The organism is Sphingobacterium sp. 40-24 (genome assembly GCF_001899705.1).
In the GTDB taxonomy this organism is placed as follows: Bacteria; Bacteroidota; Bacteroidia; order Sphingobacteriales; family Sphingobacteriaceae; genus Sphingobacterium; species Sphingobacterium multivorum.
Genome location: NZ_MKWH01000073.1, coordinates 1 through 21,177, shown reverse-complemented (window position 1 = coordinate 21,177; position 21,177 = coordinate 1). Strand labels below are relative to the sequence as shown.

Here is a 21,177-nt window from a genome sequence, read left to right as displayed (position 1 = left end):
CAAAAAAACACCCCCTTGATGGGCAAGGAGGTGCTAACTAACCAATTATAAACCTAAATTATGAAAAGTATTTTGTCGCTATTAAAAGCGTTAATCTTCTTATTTATAAAGTATATTTCAAATCCTATGCCAAATAGCGTTTATGGTCCTTTTGGCAGATTTTAGTTAACTTTTTGGATCATTTACTTATTCAAGCCGAAATAACAAGGTCTACACCGTGGTTCATAAGCTTCTTTTTCACCCAAAAGCACGGTTTCCGTATCCTTGGTCAGGCGGTAGGAATAATTCGCTGGAGCGCCACATTGCATGCAAACCGCATGCACCTTCGTGACGTGTTCGGCTACTGCCATTAAATTGGGAATTGGACCAAATGGTTGCCCTTGAAAATCCATATCGAGACCGGCAACGATCACCCGGATACCACTATTTGCCAATTTGACACATACCTCTGTCAAACCGTCATCAAAAAATTGTGCTTCATCGATTCCGACAACTTGGGTCGATGAACTTAAGAGTAGGATGGCTGAAGAATGATCAACGGGTGTTGATGGGATGCTATTGCTATCGTGAGAAACGACCAACTTTTCATCATATCGCTTGTCAACCGCTGGTTTAAAGATTTCGACATTCAAACGTGCATATTGTGCTCGTTTTAGCCTGCGAATCAGTTCTTCAGTCTTGCCCGAGAACATCGATCCACAGACAATTTCAATGCTACCATATTGTGCGGGGCGCAAAGCCAAATTATGTTCGGAAAAAAGCATTTGATTAATTTAATTTTGTCGGAAGGTCCGCAAATAAGGTGATTTTTGTAAAATGACCTCCCATTATATTCTGTTTTTGACACCGCTAATATCAGAATTAAATATTAAATTTGGGTAGCAAAAATTGGGCGTAAATCCAAATATTTCTAAATCAAAGGATTGGGTTTTCCACTTTTTGATCGGTTGCAGGTATAAGTGTTATAAATAATTAATTGGTGATTTCAAATAGAATTATGGGTACTAAAGAGGAAATTTTTAATACGATAGGCGATTTATTACAGGATTTAAATGGACAGTATCTGACCTTGTCGGAACAGGGCAGCTTGTCCGAAATTAACGAATTAGTAACACTAGAAGCGAAGGCACAGGCTGTGGCTGCCTACATAACTTTACTTAAGACCAAGGCCGTTCTTCAGGGAGCTCAATCGCAGCATACGTTAAGTACTGCTGCCTTAGACAGTAAGAAGATTGCTTTCAACGACTATTTTACACCGCCTTCCACCCTTAGATCTTCAGCGCAGCAAGTTGTTGCTGAACCCACTGAAAGCGAGATTCAAGAAACGCAACCAGTTGAAGATTTCAACCGTGGAAATGAAGAAGCCATTGTAGCAAATGAAGAAACTAGTGTGGAGGAAAACGAAGTCCCACTTGTTTCTGAACGTGAACCTGTAAAATTGGAAGAGCCAGAAACCTCATTTGTTTCTGATCGTGAACCGATACAATCGGGAGAGCCTAGCCCTGCAATTGCTGAACCTGTCGCGCCGCCAGTTGTTGCAACGCCACCGGTTTTTGAGGCTGCTCCAGTGGAGGAATTAGCTTATCAGGCAGAAAAGGAAGTTACAGCGCAAGTTGAAGAACCTACTGTCTTCGTTACAGAAGTCATCGAAGAACCAAAAGAAGTCGTAATTGAGCAGCCGCAAGAAGTGTTTATTCAGGAAGAAATCAATACGGTCATTGAAGAAGCTCCCGCGAGACCATTGACCTTAAATGAAATTATCTCTCAACAGAAGCAAGCTGGCGTGCAGAAACGTGTTTATCAGGTAAATCAATCTGGACATAGCGATAAACTCACAGATATTAAAGCAGGAATAAGCTTAAATGATAAGCTCTTATTTATTAAGGATTTGTTTAATGGGTATAGTTTAGCGTATAGTGAGGCTGTCGAATTATTGAATAGATTTACAAGCTATGCGGAAGCGGATGCATTTTTGCAGACAAATTATGCGATTAAAAATAAATGGGCAGATAAACCGCATACCGTTGAAAAATTATACAACGTCCTACGCAGAAGATACAACTAAAATTCTAAAGTATAAAAAAACAGCTCCCGTTCTACTGGAGCTGTTTTTTTATACCTATATTTTTGGTTTTTTAGCTTAGTTGAAATTGTAGCCAATCGTTTCCTTCATGACCATACACAAAATACTTTGGCTGAAGAATTTCGGCTAAAGATTCAAGTTCTCTCAAATAATTATATCCGGGAATCTGTGCAAATTGTTTATTGGTCATGATGAAGACCTGATCGAGCTCGATAGCTTTGGATGATGCGATAGCTGCCGAATTCAACAATTGTGGAATTTGGATAAATGTCTGTTCTCCCTGACCGATGACAATGATTTTATCGGCTTCATTTTCTGTTGTAACTGGAATACCACCGGCTATTTTTATGGCTTCCTGCAGATAGGCAGAACGGTTTATTTCAAGCGGCTGTATTTGGTCCAGTACCAATACCTTGGGCCTGTCAGTAGCCGAAATAAACTTAAGCTTATGGATGAGAATACTTGTTTCGTCTTCAATTTTTTCAACCAGTTCAACTGTTTTATCAATGGCATCGAGATCAGTCCCGATACGTTTGATATAGGAGATCATATCGTCAATGTCGACAAGTTGAGGGCGATCTGAAATTAATGTGTCGTAGGTTTCAGCTGGAATAGCTGCCGGATTTAGGTCCAACTGGTCCAAAATATGGGCGACTAGTTTTTCTTGATTGCTTTGCATGTTGCAAAAATACAAAACCTTCCTGACTTCGCAGACACCAAGAGCAATGAAAGCGAACTGAAGGTTCTTTCTGGCCAATAAGATCAGACACCTTCAGAAAAAAAGGGAAGCATTGGCGAAAGTAAATTAGCAATAGTAGGTATGCGCAGATTTTTGTAAATTGGCCTGAAATAAATGATATAAATATGTTTGACAAATTATTTCAAGCCCAGCAAAAGGCGGAGGAAATCAAGAAAAGATTGGATTCAATTTCTGTGTCTGGTGAAGTGGAAGGTGGTTTAATCCGTGTGGTAGCGACAGCAAACAAAGAGATAAAAGAGGTTACCATCGATCCTGTATTTTTATCAAACGCAGATAAGGAAGAATTGGAGGAGTTGCTTGTGGTTGCTCTGAATAAGGCAATTGCGCAAGCTGAGAATATCAGCCAGGCTGAAATGCAGGCAGCAAGTAAAGATATGTTGGGTGGACTAGGAGGATTAGGCGGATTATTTAATCAATAGCGATATTATCATGAAAGCAACTTATTACGGACAGTCTTGTGTAGAGTTTGATTTTGACGGAACGAAGGTTCTTTTAGATCCATTTGTTACTTATAATCCACTTGCAAAAGAAATCGATGTAAATACAATTAAACCGGATTATATCTTTTTAAGTCATGGACATCAGGACCATGTGGCCGATATGGCGACGATTCAAAAAAACAGCGATGCCACTGTTTTAGCGATTGTTGAAACTGCAGGCTGGGTGAGAAGACAGGGCGTACCTGACGATAAGGTGATCGAATTCAACTTGGGCGGAACAGTTCAACTGCCTTTTGGTTCGGTCAAGATGGTGTATGCTGCACATACCAATAGTACACCTGATGGTCAATACGGCGGGTTTCCTGTGGGATTTGTCTTCCATGTAAAAGGCAAAAAAATTTATTTTGCCGGCGATACCGCACTGACTATGGAAATGAAATTGCTGGCAGACATGAACCTGGATTGGGCATTTTTACCTATAGGTGGGCACTATACAATGGATGTGGATGATGCAATTAAAGCGGCTGAGTTTGTGAATTGTGCTCGGGTAGTTGGTATCCATTACGATTCATTTCCGCCAATAACGATCGATAAACAACAAGCTTTGGATAAATTCCAAAATGAGGATATTTCATTGTCATTGCCGAAAATCGGTGCGACATTTGAACTATAAACACTAAAACAAAGCCGAGCTTGCTCGGCTTTGTTTTAGTGTTTTCCTGATTATATGCAGATCTCTGTTGTGTTCATTAAGACATGACAATCTTTATGAGATGACAATCTTTTTAAGATCTTCCAGGCTGAAAAGAGGGATATCGATGATTTTATTCTTCAGGATTTGTTCTTTATTTTCTTCAAAATAGAACAGCTTCCATTCCCCATTTTTATATTCTAAACTACTGAGGTTTTCAATCCAATCTCCTGAGTTCATATACGTGCAGGTTCCTTTTCGGGTAATGACTTCTTTGATTTGAGGCTGGTGGATGTGTCCACAGATAACGAAATCGTAATTTTTTTCAATCGCTAGTTCAGTCGCTGTATGTTCAAAATCTGATATATACTTGACGGCCTTTTTAACCGAATTTTTGATCTTTTTAGAAAGAGAATATTTCTCCTTACCCATTTTATCTAGGCAATAATTAATGATATTATTGAGCTGGATAAGTTTGTCGTAGCCCCATCCACCGAGTTTGGCCAACCATTTAGAATGATGAATGGACGCGTCGAAAACGTCTCCATGAAAGATCCACACTTTTTGATTATTGAGTGAAAGAAGGAGTTTATTGCTCAGCTTGATATTACCTAATTTTAGATCGGTAAACTTGCGCAACATTTCATCGTGGTTGCCCGTGATGTAATGTACTTCTGTCCCCGAAGAGCTCATGTCAATGATTTTTTTGATGACTTTTAGATGTTCTTGCGGAAAATAGCTTTTTTTAAATTGCCAAATGTCTACGATGTCTCCATTGAGTATCAGTATTTTGGGAGATACGGACTCTAGGTAAAGTAAAAGCTCTTTAGCTCTACTACCGTAAGTACCTAGGTGTAAATCTGAGATTACAAGTATATCAAGGCTTCTTTTCATTTGCAATAAATTTGTTTATTCATTTATGTCTACCAAGATGTCCTTTGTAGATTTTTTTTCTATGCGTCTGTTGAGGACTATATTTGACCTTTGCCGGATTTGTCTGAAATGAATCGATCATAAACGACCTTTTTTACCGTTTTTGAAGTTATTCTAAGCCGCAATATTTCATTTAATCAATCTGTTAACTTCTATTACAAAAAAAAGATACTTTTATTTTGTACCGATGAAATTCCTGTTATTAAATCATTAAAATGTCTTGTAAAACGGTATGAGTTAGTTAATTGGAAATTAATATTAGTAGGGAATTTTCGGTACGGAGAATATTGGGAGGTCGGAGGACTGGGGGAAGAGCAATAAAAAAGGTATCCAATTTTATTGAATACCTTTCCTTATGTTAAAGATTATTTTTCTTTTTCTATTTGGCAGTCGCTGCTGCTCTATCGATGTGGAATTGTACTAAATCGTCGATAGGGGAGCGCAAGATCTTGCCTACTTTCATTCCATATTGCTCAGCTTTTTCTGCTAATACATTTCTGAAATTGTAACCAACCGAACCGATACAGTTGAAAGTATAGCTTTGATAGTTAGGGTATTTGCTGACAAGATTTCTGAAAAATGCTTCAAAAGCTTCATCAACAATATTGCGTGTGTATTCGATATTTACATTGTTGTCATAGACAAATTTGCTAAAGCTTGCACAGAAACGATTTGGCATTGGTTTGGTATAAACCGCGTCCATAATTTCGTCCTTTGTCATTTTATACGTGTTATAAAATACTTCTTTAACATCTTTAGGCATCAAATTACGAACATAATCTGCCAGTAATTTTTTACCAATATAACTACCAGAACCTTCATCACCTAAAATGTAAGCACCTGAGTCGATGTTTAATGTGATTTCTTTACCATCGTATAGACAAGAATTTGTTCCTGTTCCTAAGATCGCAGCAAATCCGGCTTGAGTTCCTAATAATGCTCTTGCTGCTGCAAGAAGATCGTGTCCTACTTCAACTTCAGCTGTAGTAAATACTTGTTTTAAAGCATCAACAACAATTTGTGCTTTTTCCTTGTTATGAACACCTGCACCATAATAGTTTACCTCTGAGATTTTTTCAAAAGGTAAATCTTGCGGTAGTCCTTTTTTTAGGGAGTTTACAATGTATTCACTATCAACAAAATAAGGGTTGTACCCTTCCGTATTGAAGTAGATTTTTTTATTCGAATCGTCTAACAAACACCAGTTTGTTTTTGTTGATCCCCCGTCAGCAATGATTATCATTATTGAGTAGTTTTAATTGTGTTTATCGTTATAAAATGAGTAATCAATTCATTAATCAATTCCCCGAAAATACATTTTTTAATTTTAAATATCATAATTTATCCGCTTATTTTTCAAAAAATAAATTTTTGTACTTTGGTGACTATATAAAAAAACTGGCTTAACGGTGTTGTTAAGCCAGTTTTTGAGCTGTGTAATAAAATTGTTTAAATAGTGTACTATTTACAATTAGTGAGGGTGTTAATGGCCTCCTTCAGCCTCTATTTCATCAATATTGATTCCTTGTTTTGTTAATATTCCCTTAACAAATATCGCAAAGAAAACAACATAACAGAATCCGATTAATGGTAAAATATACGAGTTATGGATACCGATAATATCCGCTAATTTTCCTTGAATTGGAGGAAGAACTCCACCACCAAGAATCATCATTACAAGGAATGCAGAACCTTGAGCGGTATATTTTCCTAAACCTACAATGGACAAACTGAAAATTGATGACCACATAATTGAACATGCAAGACCGCCTGACAAGAAAGCATAGATTGCAATAGTGCCCGATGAGAATAGGCCAATTAACATCGCAATAATTCCAAATAATCCAAAAATAATCAATGTGCGAGCAGGTTTTTCTTTACTTAGGTAGAATGCTACAATTTGAAGAATAATACATACGACGTAATAATACAGATGTGACATCTCAAATCCTGCAAGCGTATTGACGCCGATGATAATGGAGAATGCAATCAGAGGAACGATAATCAATAATCCATTTTTAGTTGATTTACTCAAGTTAAATGCTGTAATAGCACCAGCCCAACGACCGATCATCATACTCCCCCAATACATGGATACATAAGGTGTAATTTGCGAGGATTGCAAATGACCAAATTCCTTCAATGTTAATAATTCGCCGAGGTTACTACCGATTGCGACTTCGATACCGACATAGATAAAAAGCGCGAGCATACCCAAAGCCAATTGTGGATATTTCATCGCACCCCAACCTTCTGGATTTTTTTGTGCGCTCTTATTGGAGAACAATAAACCACCGATCACAACGACCAATGCTCCTGCCAACCATAACATGCGTTGCATTTCGAGTGGTTTGGCAACTTCTTTAATGTGCAGTTTGAGTTGATCGATCTGAACCTGATCTGTTAAACTTGAAACCTGTTTGTGTAACTGCTCTACCTGCAAGGCTAAATCGCTCTTATAGCTTAAAAACACTGGCGTGAACATACCAAAAAGGAGGATGGTCATAATGATCAAGGTACGTAAAGCTTTATTCGCTTTTTCCATTGGCTCATCACTAATTCCAGCAGGAACTTTTTTACTGAAATTAAATAATGCTGCAGCCAACAGGAACAATAGACCAACACCTATATAAAGATAAACAACCTTGTTTAGCGGAAGGTTGGCGATCTCGGAGTCAGAAATAGGCTCAAAAGTTCCGAATAAGGAAAACCCGATAACAAGAGGGCCTATTGTTGTACCAAATGAGTTGATACCACCGCCTAGGTTCACACGGGAAGCACCCGTTTTTGGATCGCCCAATAAAACCGCAAATGGATTTGCTGCAGTCTGTTGTAAAGAAAAACCAAGGGCTACAACGAAAAGTCCCAATAACATACCAACATACAAGTTTACTTCGACAGCAACAATCATGGCTGCGGCACCCAAGGCCGAGAAAAGTAAACCGTAAACTATACTCTTTTTATATCCCCATTTTCCAACCAGGTCCTTTCCTCCGATTGAACTGAATATAAATAGTAACAATGCACCAATATAATAGGCTGTATAAAAAGCAAAGTCTATTAACTGGGATTGAAACTGGTCTAAATGAAAGTAATTTTTGCAGAACGGTATAAAAACACTGTTCCCTGCCGCAATGAACCCCCAAAAGAAAAACACAATAATCAATGTGTAGAGTGCGGGGTAATTGGTTTTAGTTTGTTGCTGTTCCATATAAGGGATCTAAAAACTTAAATTTTGAAAGGTACGAACTTATGAAAAAAAATATAAAATTCAATCTAAAAATGTTGTTAAATCGTTTTACTAGCTACAATAGTAAATATTTTTTTTGAAATATTTTGAAATAACAAAATTTGTTTTTTTCTTTGTCTAGGTTCTCAATATTTAATCCACTTCGGGTTTAAAAGAAATCATTAAGTTCTTCATCTCACTTAATCATGGAAACTTGTTTAAGTGTGTAATCAGAATTCAGAAAAAAGCTCAAAAAAAAATCCAAAAATCATACACAACACATTAATGGATATTAACGAATTAAACGCTAAACTCGTATCGGAATTGCGCGAGATTGCTAAGTTGATCGGTATCGCAGATGCTGATAAATTGCGTAAACAAGAATTAATCGAAAGAATTAGCAATACTGGTGGGGAAGAGGAAGCAGCACCAGCGCCAGCTGAAAAAGCAGCTAAAGTAGAGGAAGATAATCAGGAACATGCTGAGCGTACACGTAAACGTGTGCGGACCGTAAAAACTGCGGAACCTGTCACGGTAAGAAAACGTGAAGTTTCTGAGCATGACGAAGCCCCGGTTGCAACCGAAGATACACCAGCAGCAGATAAAGGCCCCCAACCTGAAAAAGCAACACAAACTCCTAAAGCAGAAAACACTTCTTCAAGTACAGATTTCGATAATGTGATCGTTAATGAGGGTGTATTGGAGATCATGCCTGATGGTTATGGCTTCTTACGTTCATCAGATTATAACTATCTGACTTCTCCGGATGATATTTATGTATCACAATCTCAGATCAAATTATTTGGTTTGAAAACGGGAGATACGGTACGTGGTTGTATCCGTCCGCCTAAAGAGGGTGAAAAATACTTCCCTCTGGTACGGGTTGAGGCTATCAATGGACAAAATCCGGCTGAGGTACGCGATCGTGTGCCATTTGATTATTTGACACCATTATTCCCTGATGAGCGTTTAAATTTAGATATGGGTGTTGGAAATTACTCTACACGTATCATGGATTTATTTACGCCTATAGGTAAAGGTCAACGTGGATTAATCGTTGCTCAACCGAAAACGGGTAAAACAAACTTGTTGAAAGAGGTTGCAAATGCTATTGCAAAAAATCACCCAGAAGTTTATTTGATTATCTTATTAATCGATGAGCGCCCTGAGGAGGTTACTGATATGGCGAGAAGTGTACGCGCGGAAGTTGTTTCTTCGACATTTGATGAGCCGGCTGACCGTCACGTTAAAATTGCAAACATCGTGCTTGAGAAAGCTAAACGTATGGTAGAATGTGGACATGATGTCGTTATCTTGTTAGACTCGATTACAAGATTGGCACGTGCCTATAACACAGTGGCGCCTGCGTCAGGTAAAATTTTGTCAGGTGGTGTGGATGCGAATGCTTTACACAAACCAAAACGTTTCTTTGGTGCTGCCCGGAATATTGAAAATGGTGGTTCATTGACGATCTTAGCAACAGCATTGACAGATACAGGTTCTAAAATGGACGAAGTTATCTTTGAGGAATTCAAAGGTACAGGTAATATGGAATTACAGTTGGATCGTAAGTTGGCAAACAAACGAATTTTCCCTGCGATCGATATCACTGCATCGAGTACACGTCGTGATGATCTATTGACTGACAAAGAAACATTACAACGTATTTGGGTACTTCGTAACCACTTATCGGATATGAATTCTACAGAGGCCATGGAATTTTTACAAGGTCAATTGCGTGGAACTAAATCAAATGAAGAATTTTTGATCAGTATGAATGGGTAATCCCATCAAATTTTGATATTTTAGCCATCATTTTTAATCAAATGATGGCTTTTTTTATAAAATAGATCCTGTACATGAAAAAACATATCCCAAATCTGCTGACTTGTCTAAATTTATTTAGTGGCTGTATCGCTGTATTGATGGCATTGCAAGGCAATATTCAAGTTGTCACTATTTGCGTATTTGCTTCCGGGATATTCGATTTTTTTGACGGAATGGTAGCGAGACTGCTTCATGTTAAATCGCCAATAGGAAAGGAGCTGGATTCGTTGGCTGATATGGTCAGTTTTGGTTTTTTACCTGGGACAATCATGTTTACCTTGTTGACAAAGGTATTTCCTGATGGTTCTCTGTTACCTTATTTAGGGTTTATCATTACTGTTTTCTCGGCTTTACGTTTAGCAAAGTTCAACCTGGATGAGCGCCAAACTTCGGATTTCATTGGTTTGAATACGCCAATGAATACATTTTATGTGCTTTCTCTACCTTATATAGCAGACAAATACCCACAATTGGTTTTAAATCCGATTGTATTAATCGGTAGTGTTCTTTTAACCAGTTATCTTTTGGTAAGTGAAATTAGGTTATTTTCGATGAAATTTAGTTCGATGGATTGGAAAACGAATAAATTTCGCTTCATATTTTTGATCCTGACGCTGATCTTGTTTATTGTTGGTCAATTTATGGCTTTACCGATTATTTTAATTTTATATTTCCTATTATCAGCATTGCATTTTAATAAAAAAAACGATCTGGTTTAGATCGTTTTTTCATATTGTTCCAATTCAAATAGAAGCTCTTTCATTTCAATATCGATAACACCAAAAGTGGCCCGAAGGCTGTCAAGAGATGCTTCGTTCTTTGAATTGGTCTCTAATTCCTCAAATTTTTCTTTTAGATGAAAGGCACCGATATAGTCCATAGTCGGCTTGATATGATGTGCAGCATCGCCAATCTTTTGAAGATCTCCCTCAGCCACTGCTTCGCGGAGCTTGTCGAAATCGACAGGTGTTTGAATAAGATACATGGATACAAATTGTTTGATTAAGTCTTGGTTGTCAAACATGTTTTGGTTGATCAGTTCAATATCGATATGGTTCATCGTCGCTAATTTTCTTTACAGGTAAGTCGTCTTTGCATTTATTCAATAAATATACGTTATTTTTTTTGTAAACTGGATGGATATAGGCTGGTGCTATTTCCACTAAAGGCTCCAGTGTAAACCTGCGATCAGCAATAAAAGGGTGTGGAATCTGCAACGAAGGCAGATCGATAATTTCCTGGTTAAAGTAGAGTATATCAATATCAATGACTCTTTCACCCCATTTTTTTATACGGATACGTCCTAATTCCTGTTCGATGTGTTGTGTCAGGTTTAAGCATGCTAAGGGCTGTAACCGGGATGCCACTAAAACGACCTGATTTAAAAAGGGCGGTTGGTCTTCAACTCCCCAGGCTGCTGTTTCATAGATCGAAGAAGCTTCAATAATTGCTCCAACATGTGTTTCAAGTTGTTTTCTAGCTAGATCAAGCTGTTGAAAACGATCCCCAAGGTTAGTGCCCAATAGTATATAAATCTGATTCATGATGCTAAATTAAGATTTTGTGAAACTTAGTTGTTTGAATTTCGGCTATTTTTTGGAGTTAGTGTATTAATGGTCTATGGATATGTAAATTTTCTTTCAGGCTATGAGCCTTAATTTCGCGAATAAAATGTGGGGTAGATGAAATAAAAGACTGGGTGAATAAAAAATATTGCATTACCTTTAGTGAAAATAAGTCTTTTCACAGGAAGATCGATTATGGATCGGATTTAATTACAAAATATGAAATCATTTTTTAAGTACGTACTGGCAACAATTACGGGGATTGTGATCTCTTTTGTTGTATTGTTTATTGTTTTGATGGGGATTATTGGGGCCATCATCAGCTCGGCGTCCTCGGATCAGGAGATTGTTGTTAAAAGCAACTCGGTTTTATACCTATCCTTTGATTATGATATTTCAGAGAGAAGCGAAGCGAATCCTTTGGGTAGTCTCAATCTTCCAGGTTATTCCACTAAAAATATTGGTCTAGACGATATTTTGGCGAGGATCAAGTATGCGGCGACGGATGGGAATATTAAAGGGATCTATTTAGATGCTAGTCATATCGGAGTTGGCTTTGCAAGTTTAAAGGAAGTGAGAGACGAACTTTTGGCTTTTAAGAAAACCGGGAAATTTGTTGTTGCTTATAATGCGGGGTATGACCAAAAGGCTTATTATGTAGCGAGCACCGCCGATAAGGTGTACGTTAATCCGCAAGGGACGATTGATTTTAAAGGTTTGGCAAGTTCTACGATGTTCTATAAAGACCTTTTGGACAAGGTTGGGGTGGAGATGCAAATTGTGAAGGTAGGTACATTTAAAAGTGCTGTTGAGCCTTTCTTTTTAAATAAAATGAGTGATCCCAATCGCTTGCAGGTAACATCATATTTGGGAAGTATATACAGTACCTTTATTAATGAAATAGCAGCGAGCAGAAATATTGCTGCCGATTCATTACGGGCTATTGCGAATGACTATCGTGTCCGGGATGCGGACGACGCGGTAAAATATAAGCTTGCAGATGCCAAGTTGTATAAAGACGAACTTTTATCGGATTTGAGAAAACGTTTGAAAATTTCGGAAAAGGATGAGATATCGTTTGTTTCCCTGTTGGATTATAATAAAAAGTTAAAAGATGATGCGAGCGGATCTGAAGTCGCGGTTCTTTATGCTGCCGGAGAAATTGTTGATGGTGAAGGAACAGGACCAGGCCAAATCGGTGGTGATAAATTCTCCCGCGAACTACGAAAATTAAGAGAAGATGATGCTGTTAAAGCTGTTGTTTTGCGTGTGAATTCACCAGGTGGATCTGCTTTAGCGTCCGATATTATTTGGCGGGAGGTTATTTTGACCAAGAAAGTGAAACCTGTAATCGTGTCGATGGGAGATTTAGCTGCATCAGGTGGGTATTATATCTCGGCGGCAGCAGATTCGATATTTGCTGAACCAACTACAATTACAGGATCTATTGGTGTATTTGGTGTGATTCCTAATTTCCAAAATCTGATGAACAATAAAATTGGAGTGCATTATGATGGTGTAAAGACGGGTAAGTTTGCTGATTTGATGACTTCTTTCGATCGGCCGTTGACAGCAGAAGAAAGGGATATCATCCAGCGGGAAGTGGATAAAGTATATGGTACATTTACTAAAGTTGTTGCAGACGGCCGTAAATTATCCATTGCTGATGTGGATAGCATTGGACAGGGAAGAGTTTGGACTGGTGCGCAAGGTGTGAATAATAAATTGGTTGACCGTCTCGGAAACTTGGATGCCGCTATTCAGGCTGCCGCAAAAAAGGCCAATCTGAGTAAATATAAAGTGTCCCAATATCCGGAGAAAGAAGATCCTTTTACCTCGATATTAAATAATTCAAAAGAAAAAGTCCAAGTTTGGATTGCAAAAGAGCAAATGGGCGAATATTATCGTTATTTTGATGTCGTGAGAAAAGCTACAGCACAGACGGGGGTGCAGGCGAGAATGCCTTATAGCGTTGAGATTCACTAGTAATTGATTCGTAAAGGAAGTCCAATCGTGGTATGGTTGTAGGTGATTATAATTTATAACGATGCCGGTAATTCTTACGTTGCGTGCGGAGAAGTTCGATCCAATGTACGGATTGCCATGAATAAATAATTATTTCTAATGAAAGCAAATGCTTTTTTTTATATTTAGCTGTTCGTTTGACAAAACGACCTAATCCCAAATCAATAAAGTTACAGAATGAAAACAGTAGACGATTTAAATTTTGCAGGTAAAAAAGCCTTGGTACGTGTGGATTTCAACGTGCCTTTGGATGAAAATTTCAATATTACGGATGATAATCGTATCCAGGGAGCGGCTCCAACAATAAAGAAGATCTTGAACGATGGTGGAAGCGTGATATTGATGTCCCATTTAGGAAGGCCAAAAGATGGTCCTACTGATAAGTATTCATTAAAACATATTGTTGCTCATCTTTCACAGGTTTTAGGTACTGATGTTCAGTTTGCCAATGATTGTATCGGTACAGAGGCCGTAGAAAAAGCGGCAGCTTTACAAGCTGGTCAGGTTTTATTGCTAGAAAACCTTCGCTTCTATAAAGAAGAAGAAAAGGGAGATGTTGAATTTGCTGAGAAGTTGTCAAAATTAGGCGATATCTATGTGAACGATGCTTTTGGTACAGCTCACAGAGCTCATGCTTCGACAGCAATTGTTGCGCAATTTTTTCCGGGAGCTAAATATAGCGGTTACTTGATGGCTGCAGAAGTCGGAAATGCAGAAAAAGTATTAAACAATCCGGTTAGACCATTTACGGCTATCATGGGTGGGGCAAAAGTTTCTGATAAAATTCAATTAATTGAGGCCTTATTGGATAAAGTTGACAACCTTTTAATTGGTGGAGGTATGGCTTATACGTTCATCAAAGCTAGAGGGGGCGAAATTGGTCAATCATTGGTTGAAATCGATAAACTTGATTTAGCGAATGAGTTGGTGAAAAAAGCGAAGGAAAAAGGTGTAAACTTGGTTATTCCTACGGATGCTCAGATTGCAGATGCATTTTCCAACGATGCCAATGTATATGATGGACCAAATGATCAAATTCCTGCAGATTTGCAAGGTCTGGATATTGGTCAGGAGTCTGCAGCAAATTTCGCTGCGATCATCAAAAATTCTAAAACAGTTCTTTGGAACGGTCCAATGGGTGTTTTTGAATTTGATACCTTTGCGAAGGGTACCAAAGCTGTAGCTGATGCTGTTGTGGAAGCAACGAAGAATGGTGCATTCTCTTTGATAGGGGGTGGTGATTCTGCTGCTGCGGTAAGTAAATTTGGTATGACTGAAGATGTAAGTTACGTCAGTACAGGTGGTGGAGCGCTTTTGGAATACATGGAAGGAAAAGTTCTTCCAGGGGTGAAGGCACTTGAAGATTAATATAAATCAAAATCTTTAGAAAGGGACAACATAGGTTGTCCCTTTTTTATTAAAAAAGATCGATGTTTTGTACGAAACTATGGATGTAATGTCAGATTAAATCAATTATCTGTTAAATGTTTGTGTAGCACTGGTGAGTTTTTATTGTATTTGCTAAATTTATCATGACATGGTTATATATGCAGATATTGATGGATGCTAATAAGAGTAAAGAAAAAGATAGTTCTGGTTTTTTTTCGGTACTGACGTATAATGTAGCGGGGTTGCCCGGGATTATTTCCTCTGCGATTACAGGAAGAAGCAGAAGTATTGCTGAAATTGGAAAGAAGATCAATCCTTTTGACATTGTTAATGTACAGGAGGATTTCAATTATAATAGAAGTCTATATTGGGGCGGTAATTCACATCCATATCGCACAAGAACCAAGGGACGTGTTCCCTTTGGGGATGGTCTCAATACCCTGTCTCATTTTCCGATGACCGATGTTGTCCGTGTGCCCTGGAAAAAACGTACAGGAGCCGATTTTCTGACACCCAAGGGCTTCACCTTAGTTCAGATAGAAATCGTTCCTGAAGTCTGGTTGGATGTTTATAATGTTCATGCAAATGCACAAAATAGCAGGAAAGCTTCAAGCGCACGCCGGGATAATCTCAATCAGCTACGTGATTATATTGGAGAGCATTCGAGTGGTAAGCCACTTATTGTAATGGGTGATTTTAATGCACATTATAGTTTTTGTGATGATAACCTGCATGATTTTATGGATTCCACAACATTGGTTGATAGCTGGGTTGAGCTCGAAAATGGAGGCTTAGTGCCTGAGGTGCGACATGAGTTTAAGCCGCCACATATGTTGTCTATCAGCAATCAGAGCGAATCTATCGATAAGATCCTCTATCGCAGCAGTAGTCACCTCAGTCTTGCTGCCAGGGATTATAAAATAGAAAATAATCTATTCACCAATGTCAAAGGATTGCCCTTATCGGATCATTATGCCTTGGCACTGAATTTTAACTGGGCGATTCATCCTTAAGCAGCTTATCCTTAATAGGTGTAGTTTAAACTGAAAGTTGGAACTACACGTTGTGTTGTCGTGTTGTCATTGATATAGGTACCCTTAACGACGAATTCGAAATCTGGAAGTGGGTATCTGAAAGCATTGAAATCAAGCGACAGATAGGCTCCAAAGCTTTTTGGTGAGATCTCCCTGTGTTTGTGTATATTTTGATAATCGGCAAATATTCCTCCTTTTACACGTTTAATATAGGCTAAAGATCCTAATCCAAGGTCGGGATAAGCTATAGGGAAACGATAGTTGACCAACACCGTGTTTTTTATTTTTTCATATTTGTAGTAGCTAAATCCACTCACAAGAGGGATATCGTTGATGTATTGATAAATTCCTGATCCTGTTTGGGCGCTCAATCTAATTTGAAAACCGTGATTGCTCATAAATCCAGGTAGATAGAATACTGTTCTTGCTGATAAAATTTCACCTTTTGCATTGTTTTCAAAAGGCGTATGTCGGTAGGTGACACTAAAATTTTGTCCCCATCTTGGGTAGAGGTCCATATTGGCCATTCGAGCATTTCGATTGAGGTAAAGCTGATAGGTCAAGGGAAATGCAGTCTCATAATTAAAGTTCTTGACGTCTGTGCGGCTAAGGTCATAGCGCCGTAGATAGGCTGTCGCCAGGTTGAATCCAGTGGAGTAGACGTAGTCTCTTTTGTAAAAGGAGAGTGGGATGGAGATCTGTGAAGATATATAATGCTCGCGCCAATCGAAACGGATGCTACTGTCAGGTTTGTTAGGGATGCTTGCTGCTGCAATTTGCCCTCTGTTTTCATAGCGTAGCGAGAATTTTGGAAAGTACTTGTTGTAGGTAAGTTCTGCCGAGTATACTCCTTTTCGAATGTCGGTGTCATATTCATACCCCAGAGCAATTTGTGTGGTGTTTAAGATGTTGTTTGATAACCAGAAGACTCCGGGTTTAAAATTGTCGAAGCTTTCAAAATTGCTGCTACTTAGCGAAAGACTATGAAAATTGAACGTTCTGCCCAGTCCACGATAGGGTACAATTTGGTAGTGCTGACTAGTATCTACGGAGACTGCAGCGATATTTTTTACGCTGTCTCTGGTCAATGCGGTGGCGTAATAATGCGAAAAGTAATCCGTTTCTGGAGCAATATCAAATGCCGTATCGATAGATGTCTGGGCGATCTTGTAGCCGTTGTACTGGTAGTCGTTGAAGAATAATTGCCTTGTATCGTTATCGTAAAAAGGGTTGAACGCGCCAAATTGTGCCTTTGTCAAAAGCTGTTTCTTTCCAGATAGGAGGTCGATGCTGTAAATATTATCGATACCGTTGAAGTTAGCTTTTGTGATGATTTTCATACCCGAAAGGTATTGCGGTCTTTCATATTGCTGGTTGTCCCAAGGTGTTAGGTTGGTGATTTTGTCATTTTTCAGATCGATTTCACACAGTGCGGTTCCGGATTCGGATAATCGTATTGCTATTATTTTATCGCCTTTGGGGTTGAAAGCAGGGTGTTGCAGCTGTTCGGAATTGCCTATTTTTATCCGTTTGATGATGCTATTGTTTTTAAGGCTTATGAGCGTTAGATAGCTGTCGTTGGATAAATCTACCTCAACGCAGGCAATGGTTTCGTCTAATGGGCTTAAAATGGGTGAATAATATCTCGTCTGTTTGCTGAGCTGGCTAATTTTCCCTGTTTTGAGATCCATGACATTGATAACGCTGTATGTTCTTTTGTTGAAACGCGGATCTTTATGGAGCTCGTCCCATACGATGTAATTGCTGTTTACGTCAAAATGTGGTGTTAACTGTATGCCAGTTTTAGCGAGCCTATTTTCTGTTTTTGTTGCCACATCATACGTGTAAATTGCGTTGGTCTTTTGTGGGTTCTGCTTAATGAAATAGATCAGACCGTTCTTGTGTTTTGGTAATAAATTGCTGTTGTAATAGCTGTCGTTTTTCTTGTCTATTTCTGTGTATTTCTGGTATTGATAGTCGCTTGTTTTCTTATTCCATATGGTCTCTAAATTTGCTATTGTTTTATTGTATAAGTAGGCACTATTTCCTCCAATTTTTTTCTTTAAAACACGATTGATATTATAGGGATATAATGGTTTTTTGTTCAGCTCCGAAAAGAGGTCGGCTTCATAATTCGAAGGTAATTCCGACTTTAAAGTGGAGGTCATCAGATAGCCGATTGTATAGTAACTCGGGACTATATCTTTATAGGACCCCAATAAATATTTATTAAAACTATAGCTGTGATTCGATTGAAAGTTCGCTTTGATGGGCATTTCAAAAGCGGGTAATCTTCCTCGCCCTCCCTCCGAATATATGGTTTCTGTAAGGGTTGCATCGCCTTCAAAATACCAGGAAGGAACGGTCAGTCCGTAGTAGGCAAGGGCTAATTGTTCAAAAAATGGCGCGCGTAGTTTGCCTGTCAATTTGTCAAATTGACTTACGTGTCTTGACTCGTGAAGGATCAAATTGGGTAGCCAGGTCTGGTTGTCGGGTTCTGCGCCGGCGGTGCTGTACAGTTCAGATTTACGTGGAGACAGCTGTACAAAACCATTCGTTTGTAGATTCGTGTTATGGATAATGAATGGAATTTTCCGCGGTGTTATTTTGTAATTTCTAGCAGTTGTACGCAGCGATCGGTTAACCTGGTCAGCTAGGGTAGGGGCCTTGCTCTTCATCTCCTCAGGGAAAATTAGTTGAAAATTCTTGGTTTCAATTTTATACCATTTTTGGCTTAAGGGCGCTTGGCTGTCTTCAAAAAATTGAGCAGAACTTTTTTGTGAATATATTATTAATGATAATAATGATAATATGCTGATAATTATGTTTTTATGTTTCATTAATTTTTGTATATCGAGTGTTTGCTATTTTTTTTAGTTTTATTATTCCTATTTATATGAACTTTAACTTCTGTTTAAAATTTATTTATATTTGAATAATAGGCTTTTATGATTTTTATGATTTACTTCTTTTTACTATTTTTTTTCTGTAAAACAACCTGATGATATTGGGCTGTTCTGAAAAAAAAGCACTATATTGAACAGGTTAAAGTATACGACGAATATACTTAAATAATTAGCGATTCTAAGACTGCGCCGAGAAAATTTGTCTGTTTTTTTTTGTGGAAAAATCAGACGACTATGGGGTGTTGCTTTCGGGAGTATGCTGGCGAGTTAGGTGTGGCCTGATTCATTTTATTGGATAAAAAAAATGGATCGGTAATTAGACGATAAATTTCATCGTCTTTCTTTTGTAGAGACCTGTTGAAGTTGTTGGCGAGAATGGTTTCCCTTAGTTTTTTACTAATGACAAAATGTCTTGTTTTTGAATTGGGCATTGAACGTTACGCGGGGTATTTATCCCAATTACTGCGACAGACTGCAGGTTTTTATTATTTATTTTTTTATGCAGAATTTACTTTAAAAAAGCGATTTTTGTAACATGTAAACTTTGTTTAGATGTAGGATTTTTAAATTGATAGGAGATATGGAAGAACTGGAAATGCAGGTGAATCAAATAGAGCAATTGATAGCAGGTGGAGATCTTGTTGGGCTGGAAGAATTTTTGAATGAATTAAATATTTCAGAAGTTGAGGAGCTGATTGATGAGTTGCCCGAACATGGTTCACTATTTATTGAATCGTTAAATTTGAATCGCGCAGTTAACGTTTTTCGTATTCTGGATTTCCCTACTCAAAACAGGATTTTTAAGAAGCTTTCTAAAGCAAAAATTAGCGCACTAATTAACGAGTTACCTCCCGATGATCGGACTTCTTTTTTTTCAGAAATGAAGGACGATATTAAGCATTTAATTTTACTGTTGCCACCCAAAGATCGTGTTGAAGCATTGGCTTTGCTGGGCTATCCGGAAGACAGCGTTGGGCGCCTAATGACACCTGATTATATTACCGTAAAAGAACATTGGAGTATTGAGCGGATATTGGGGCATATTAGGCGTTATGGAAGAGATTCGGAAACGATAGATGTATTGTATGTGATTGATGGAAATGGGAAGCTGGTTGATGATATTCGGATTAAAGATGTGCTGATGGCGGAGCCAGATAGAGTCGTTGGAGATTTGATCGATCATCGGCTGATCTCGCTGAATGCTTACGATCCCCAGGAGGAAGCGATCAACATCTTCCGGATGAATAATCGCGTGGCCTTGCCTGTTGTCGACGAACAGGGGGTTATGTTGGGGATTGTGACTGTCGATGATATTCTTTGGGTAGCAAACGAGGAGTACACGGAAGATATGCAACGTATCGGAGGAACGGAGGCGTTGGATGAACCTTATCTGGATGTGTCGATTAAGAACTTGGTGAAGAAGAGAGCTGGATGGCTTATTGTGCTTTTTCTGGGACAACTTTTGACCGCTACGGTTATTGAGCATTTCGAGGAGCAAATGGCAAGTGCGATTATGTTGTTTGCACTGATGCCTGTTATTATATCCAGTGGTGGGAATAGCGGTTCGCAAGCCTCAACATTAATTATTCAAGCGATGGCCCTGGGGGAAGTTACCTTGGGTGACTGGTGGCGTGTGATGCGAAGAGAGATTCTGTCGGGTTTACTGCTGGGACTTATTTTGGGGGCTTTGGGTTTTATAAGGATTATGGCATGGCAATCTTTTGCGCATAGCTATGGTCAGTATTGGGTGTTGGTTGCATTAGTTATCTCTTTGTCCTTGGTTGGTGTGGTCCTTTGGGGGTCGTTGATGGGGTCTATGTTGCCTTTTGTGATGAAACGACTTGGGGCCGACCCTGCGAGTTCTTCAGCGCCCTTTGTGTCGACATTAGTCGATGTAACAGGTTTGCTGATTTATTTTAGTGTGGCAACGCTAATTTTGAAAGGTGTGTTGCTTTAATCGTACGCAATTGCCGATACTGGTCGTTCATCCGCTGATGGCGATTGAAGCTAAAAGAAGGATAATGTTGGTTTAAGTGCTGAAAAGGGGATTTTGTGGAGCTGTTTGAAAAAATAAAAATAAATTATTCTAATTGGAATTTAGGAAGTTGTAAAAAATGTGCTCAAAAAATTTGTAGTATTCTAATAATCTTCCGATACTTGCATCACGGAAACGCAATAGGGTCTCCGGAAAAATTGAAAAACACTCCTGAATAGCTCAGCAGGTTAGAGCATCTGACTGTTAATCAGAGGGTCGCTGGTTCGAGCCCAGCTTCAGGAGCAATTTAATAACTTACA

17 protein-coding genes and 1 tRNA gene are annotated in these 21,177 nt (G+C 38.6%); 10 read left to right on the top strand and 8 right to left on the bottom strand.

The features are described 5' to 3' along the window. Positions 1-182: 182 nt before the first annotated feature. Positions 183-764, bottom strand: a complete 582-nt coding sequence (locus tag BGP15_RS26840) for a thymidine kinase (protein ID WP_046671893.1) — start codon at positions 762-764, stop codon at positions 183-185. A gap of 233 nt (positions 765-997) precedes the next feature. Between BGP15_RS26840 and BGP15_RS26835 the strand changes: the two genes are divergently transcribed. Further along, positions 998-2,065 (top strand): DUF8457 domain-containing protein, encoded by a 1,068-nt coding sequence (locus BGP15_RS26835; RefSeq protein WP_286771225.1) that lies wholly within the window; start codon positions 998-1,000, stop codon positions 2,063-2,065. A gap of 70 nt (positions 2,066-2,135) precedes the next feature. On the opposite strand, the gene BGP15_RS26830 is transcribed toward BGP15_RS26835, so the two are convergent. Further along, positions 2,136-2,762, bottom strand: a complete 627-nt coding sequence (locus BGP15_RS26830; RefSeq protein WP_139145107.1) for a substrate-binding domain-containing protein — start codon at positions 2,760-2,762, stop codon at positions 2,136-2,138. A 185-nt stretch (positions 2,763-2,947) separates the two neighbouring features. Between BGP15_RS26830 and BGP15_RS26825 the strand changes: the two genes are divergently transcribed. Continuing rightward, positions 2,948-3,262 (top strand): YbaB/EbfC family nucleoid-associated protein, encoded by a 315-nt coding sequence (locus BGP15_RS26825; protein WP_046671896.1) that lies wholly within the window; start codon positions 2,948-2,950, stop codon positions 3,260-3,262. A gap of 10 nt (positions 3,263-3,272) precedes the next feature. Further along, positions 3,273-3,956 (top strand): metal-dependent hydrolase, encoded by a 684-nt coding sequence (locus tag BGP15_RS26820; protein WP_046671897.1) that lies wholly within the window; start codon positions 3,273-3,275, stop codon positions 3,954-3,956. 93 nt (positions 3,957-4,049) lie between these two features. On the opposite strand, the gene BGP15_RS26815 is transcribed toward BGP15_RS26820, so the two are convergent. The 3 genes from BGP15_RS26815 to BGP15_RS26805 form a co-directional block, all read right to left on the bottom strand. Further along, positions 4,050-4,868, bottom strand: coding sequence for a UDP-2,3-diacylglucosamine diphosphatase (locus tag BGP15_RS26815; RefSeq protein ID WP_046671898.1), 819 nt, complete (start codon positions 4,866-4,868; stop codon positions 4,050-4,052). 418 nt (positions 4,869-5,286) lie between these two features. Further along, complete coding sequence (locus BGP15_RS26810; protein ID WP_046671899.1) at positions 5,287-6,150, bottom strand: N-acetylglucosamine kinase; 864 nt, start codon at positions 6,148-6,150, stop codon at positions 5,287-5,289. 240 nt (positions 6,151-6,390) lie between these two features. Further along, positions 6,391-8,118 (bottom strand): MFS transporter, encoded by a 1,728-nt coding sequence (locus BGP15_RS26805; protein ID WP_070570442.1) that lies wholly within the window; start codon positions 8,116-8,118, stop codon positions 6,391-6,393. 303 nt (positions 8,119-8,421) lie between these two features. On the opposite strand from BGP15_RS26805, the gene rho reads away from it, so the two are divergent. Together rho and pssA are read left to right on the top strand one after the other, a co-directional pair. Continuing rightward, a complete protein-coding gene (gene rho, locus BGP15_RS26800; RefSeq protein WP_201639487.1) occupies positions 8,422-9,921 on the top strand; it encodes a transcription termination factor Rho in 1,500 nt (499 codons plus the stop codon). A gap of 74 nt (positions 9,922-9,995) precedes the next feature. Continuing rightward, a complete protein-coding gene (gene pssA, locus BGP15_RS26795; RefSeq protein ID WP_070570444.1) occupies positions 9,996-10,682 on the top strand; it encodes a CDP-diacylglycerol--serine O-phosphatidyltransferase in 687 nt (228 codons plus the stop codon). Here the strand turns inward: pssA and BGP15_RS26790 are convergent. Both BGP15_RS26790 and folK read right to left on the bottom strand, forming a co-directional pair. Then, positions 10,679-11,023, bottom strand: a complete 345-nt coding sequence (locus BGP15_RS26790) for an Hpt domain-containing protein (RefSeq protein WP_286754268.1) — start codon at positions 11,021-11,023, stop codon at positions 10,679-10,681. The two genes, pssA and BGP15_RS26790, sit on opposite strands and share 4 nt — an antisense overlap. Next, on the bottom strand, positions 11,004-11,507 hold the full coding sequence (folK, locus tag BGP15_RS26785; protein WP_070570448.1) for a 2-amino-4-hydroxy-6-hydroxymethyldihydropteridine diphosphokinase: 504 nt from the start codon (positions 11,505-11,507) through the stop codon (positions 11,004-11,006). Before folK ends, BGP15_RS26790 begins: the two co-directional genes overlap by 20 nt. Positions 11,508-11,747: 240 nt before the next feature. On the opposite strand from folK, the gene sppA reads away from it, so the two are divergent. The 3 genes from sppA to BGP15_RS26770 all read left to right on the top strand — a co-directional run bounded on the left by sppA (position 11,748) and on the right by BGP15_RS26770 (position 15,955). Next, positions 11,748-13,514, top strand: a complete 1,767-nt coding sequence (gene sppA / locus BGP15_RS26780; RefSeq protein ID WP_286771224.1) for a signal peptide peptidase SppA — start codon at positions 11,748-11,750, stop codon at positions 13,512-13,514. 216 nt (positions 13,515-13,730) lie between these two features. Further along, the gene (locus BGP15_RS26775) at positions 13,731-14,921 is read left to right on the top strand and encodes a phosphoglycerate kinase (RefSeq protein ID WP_070570453.1); all 1,191 of its coding nucleotides are present in this window, start codon (positions 13,731-13,733) and stop codon (positions 14,919-14,921) included. 164 nt (positions 14,922-15,085) lie between these two features. Next, positions 15,086-15,955: an endonuclease/exonuclease/phosphatase family protein gene (locus BGP15_RS26770; protein ID WP_286771222.1), complete on the top strand. Its 870-nt coding sequence runs from the start codon at positions 15,086-15,088 to the stop codon at positions 15,953-15,955. An 11-nt stretch (positions 15,956-15,966) separates the two neighbouring features. Here the strand turns inward: BGP15_RS26770 and BGP15_RS26765 are convergent, their stop codons facing one another. Further along, complete coding sequence (locus BGP15_RS26765; protein WP_286771221.1) at positions 15,967-18,654, bottom strand: TolB-like translocation protein; 2,688 nt, start codon at positions 18,652-18,654, stop codon at positions 15,967-15,969. An 808-nt stretch (positions 18,655-19,462) separates the two neighbouring features. Between BGP15_RS26765 and mgtE the strand changes: the two genes are divergently transcribed. Together mgtE and BGP15_RS26755 are read left to right on the top strand one after the other, a co-directional pair. After that, positions 19,463-20,839 carry a magnesium transporter gene (mgtE, locus tag BGP15_RS26760; protein ID WP_286754272.1) on the top strand — a complete coding sequence of 459 codons (1,377 nt, stop codon included), beginning with the start codon at positions 19,463-19,465 and terminating at the stop codon, positions 20,837-20,839. A gap of 247 nt (positions 20,840-21,086) precedes the next feature. Then, positions 21,087-21,160: transfer RNA gene (locus BGP15_RS26755), tRNA-Asn, on the top strand. The last annotated feature ends 17 nt before the right edge of the window (positions 21,161-21,177 follow it).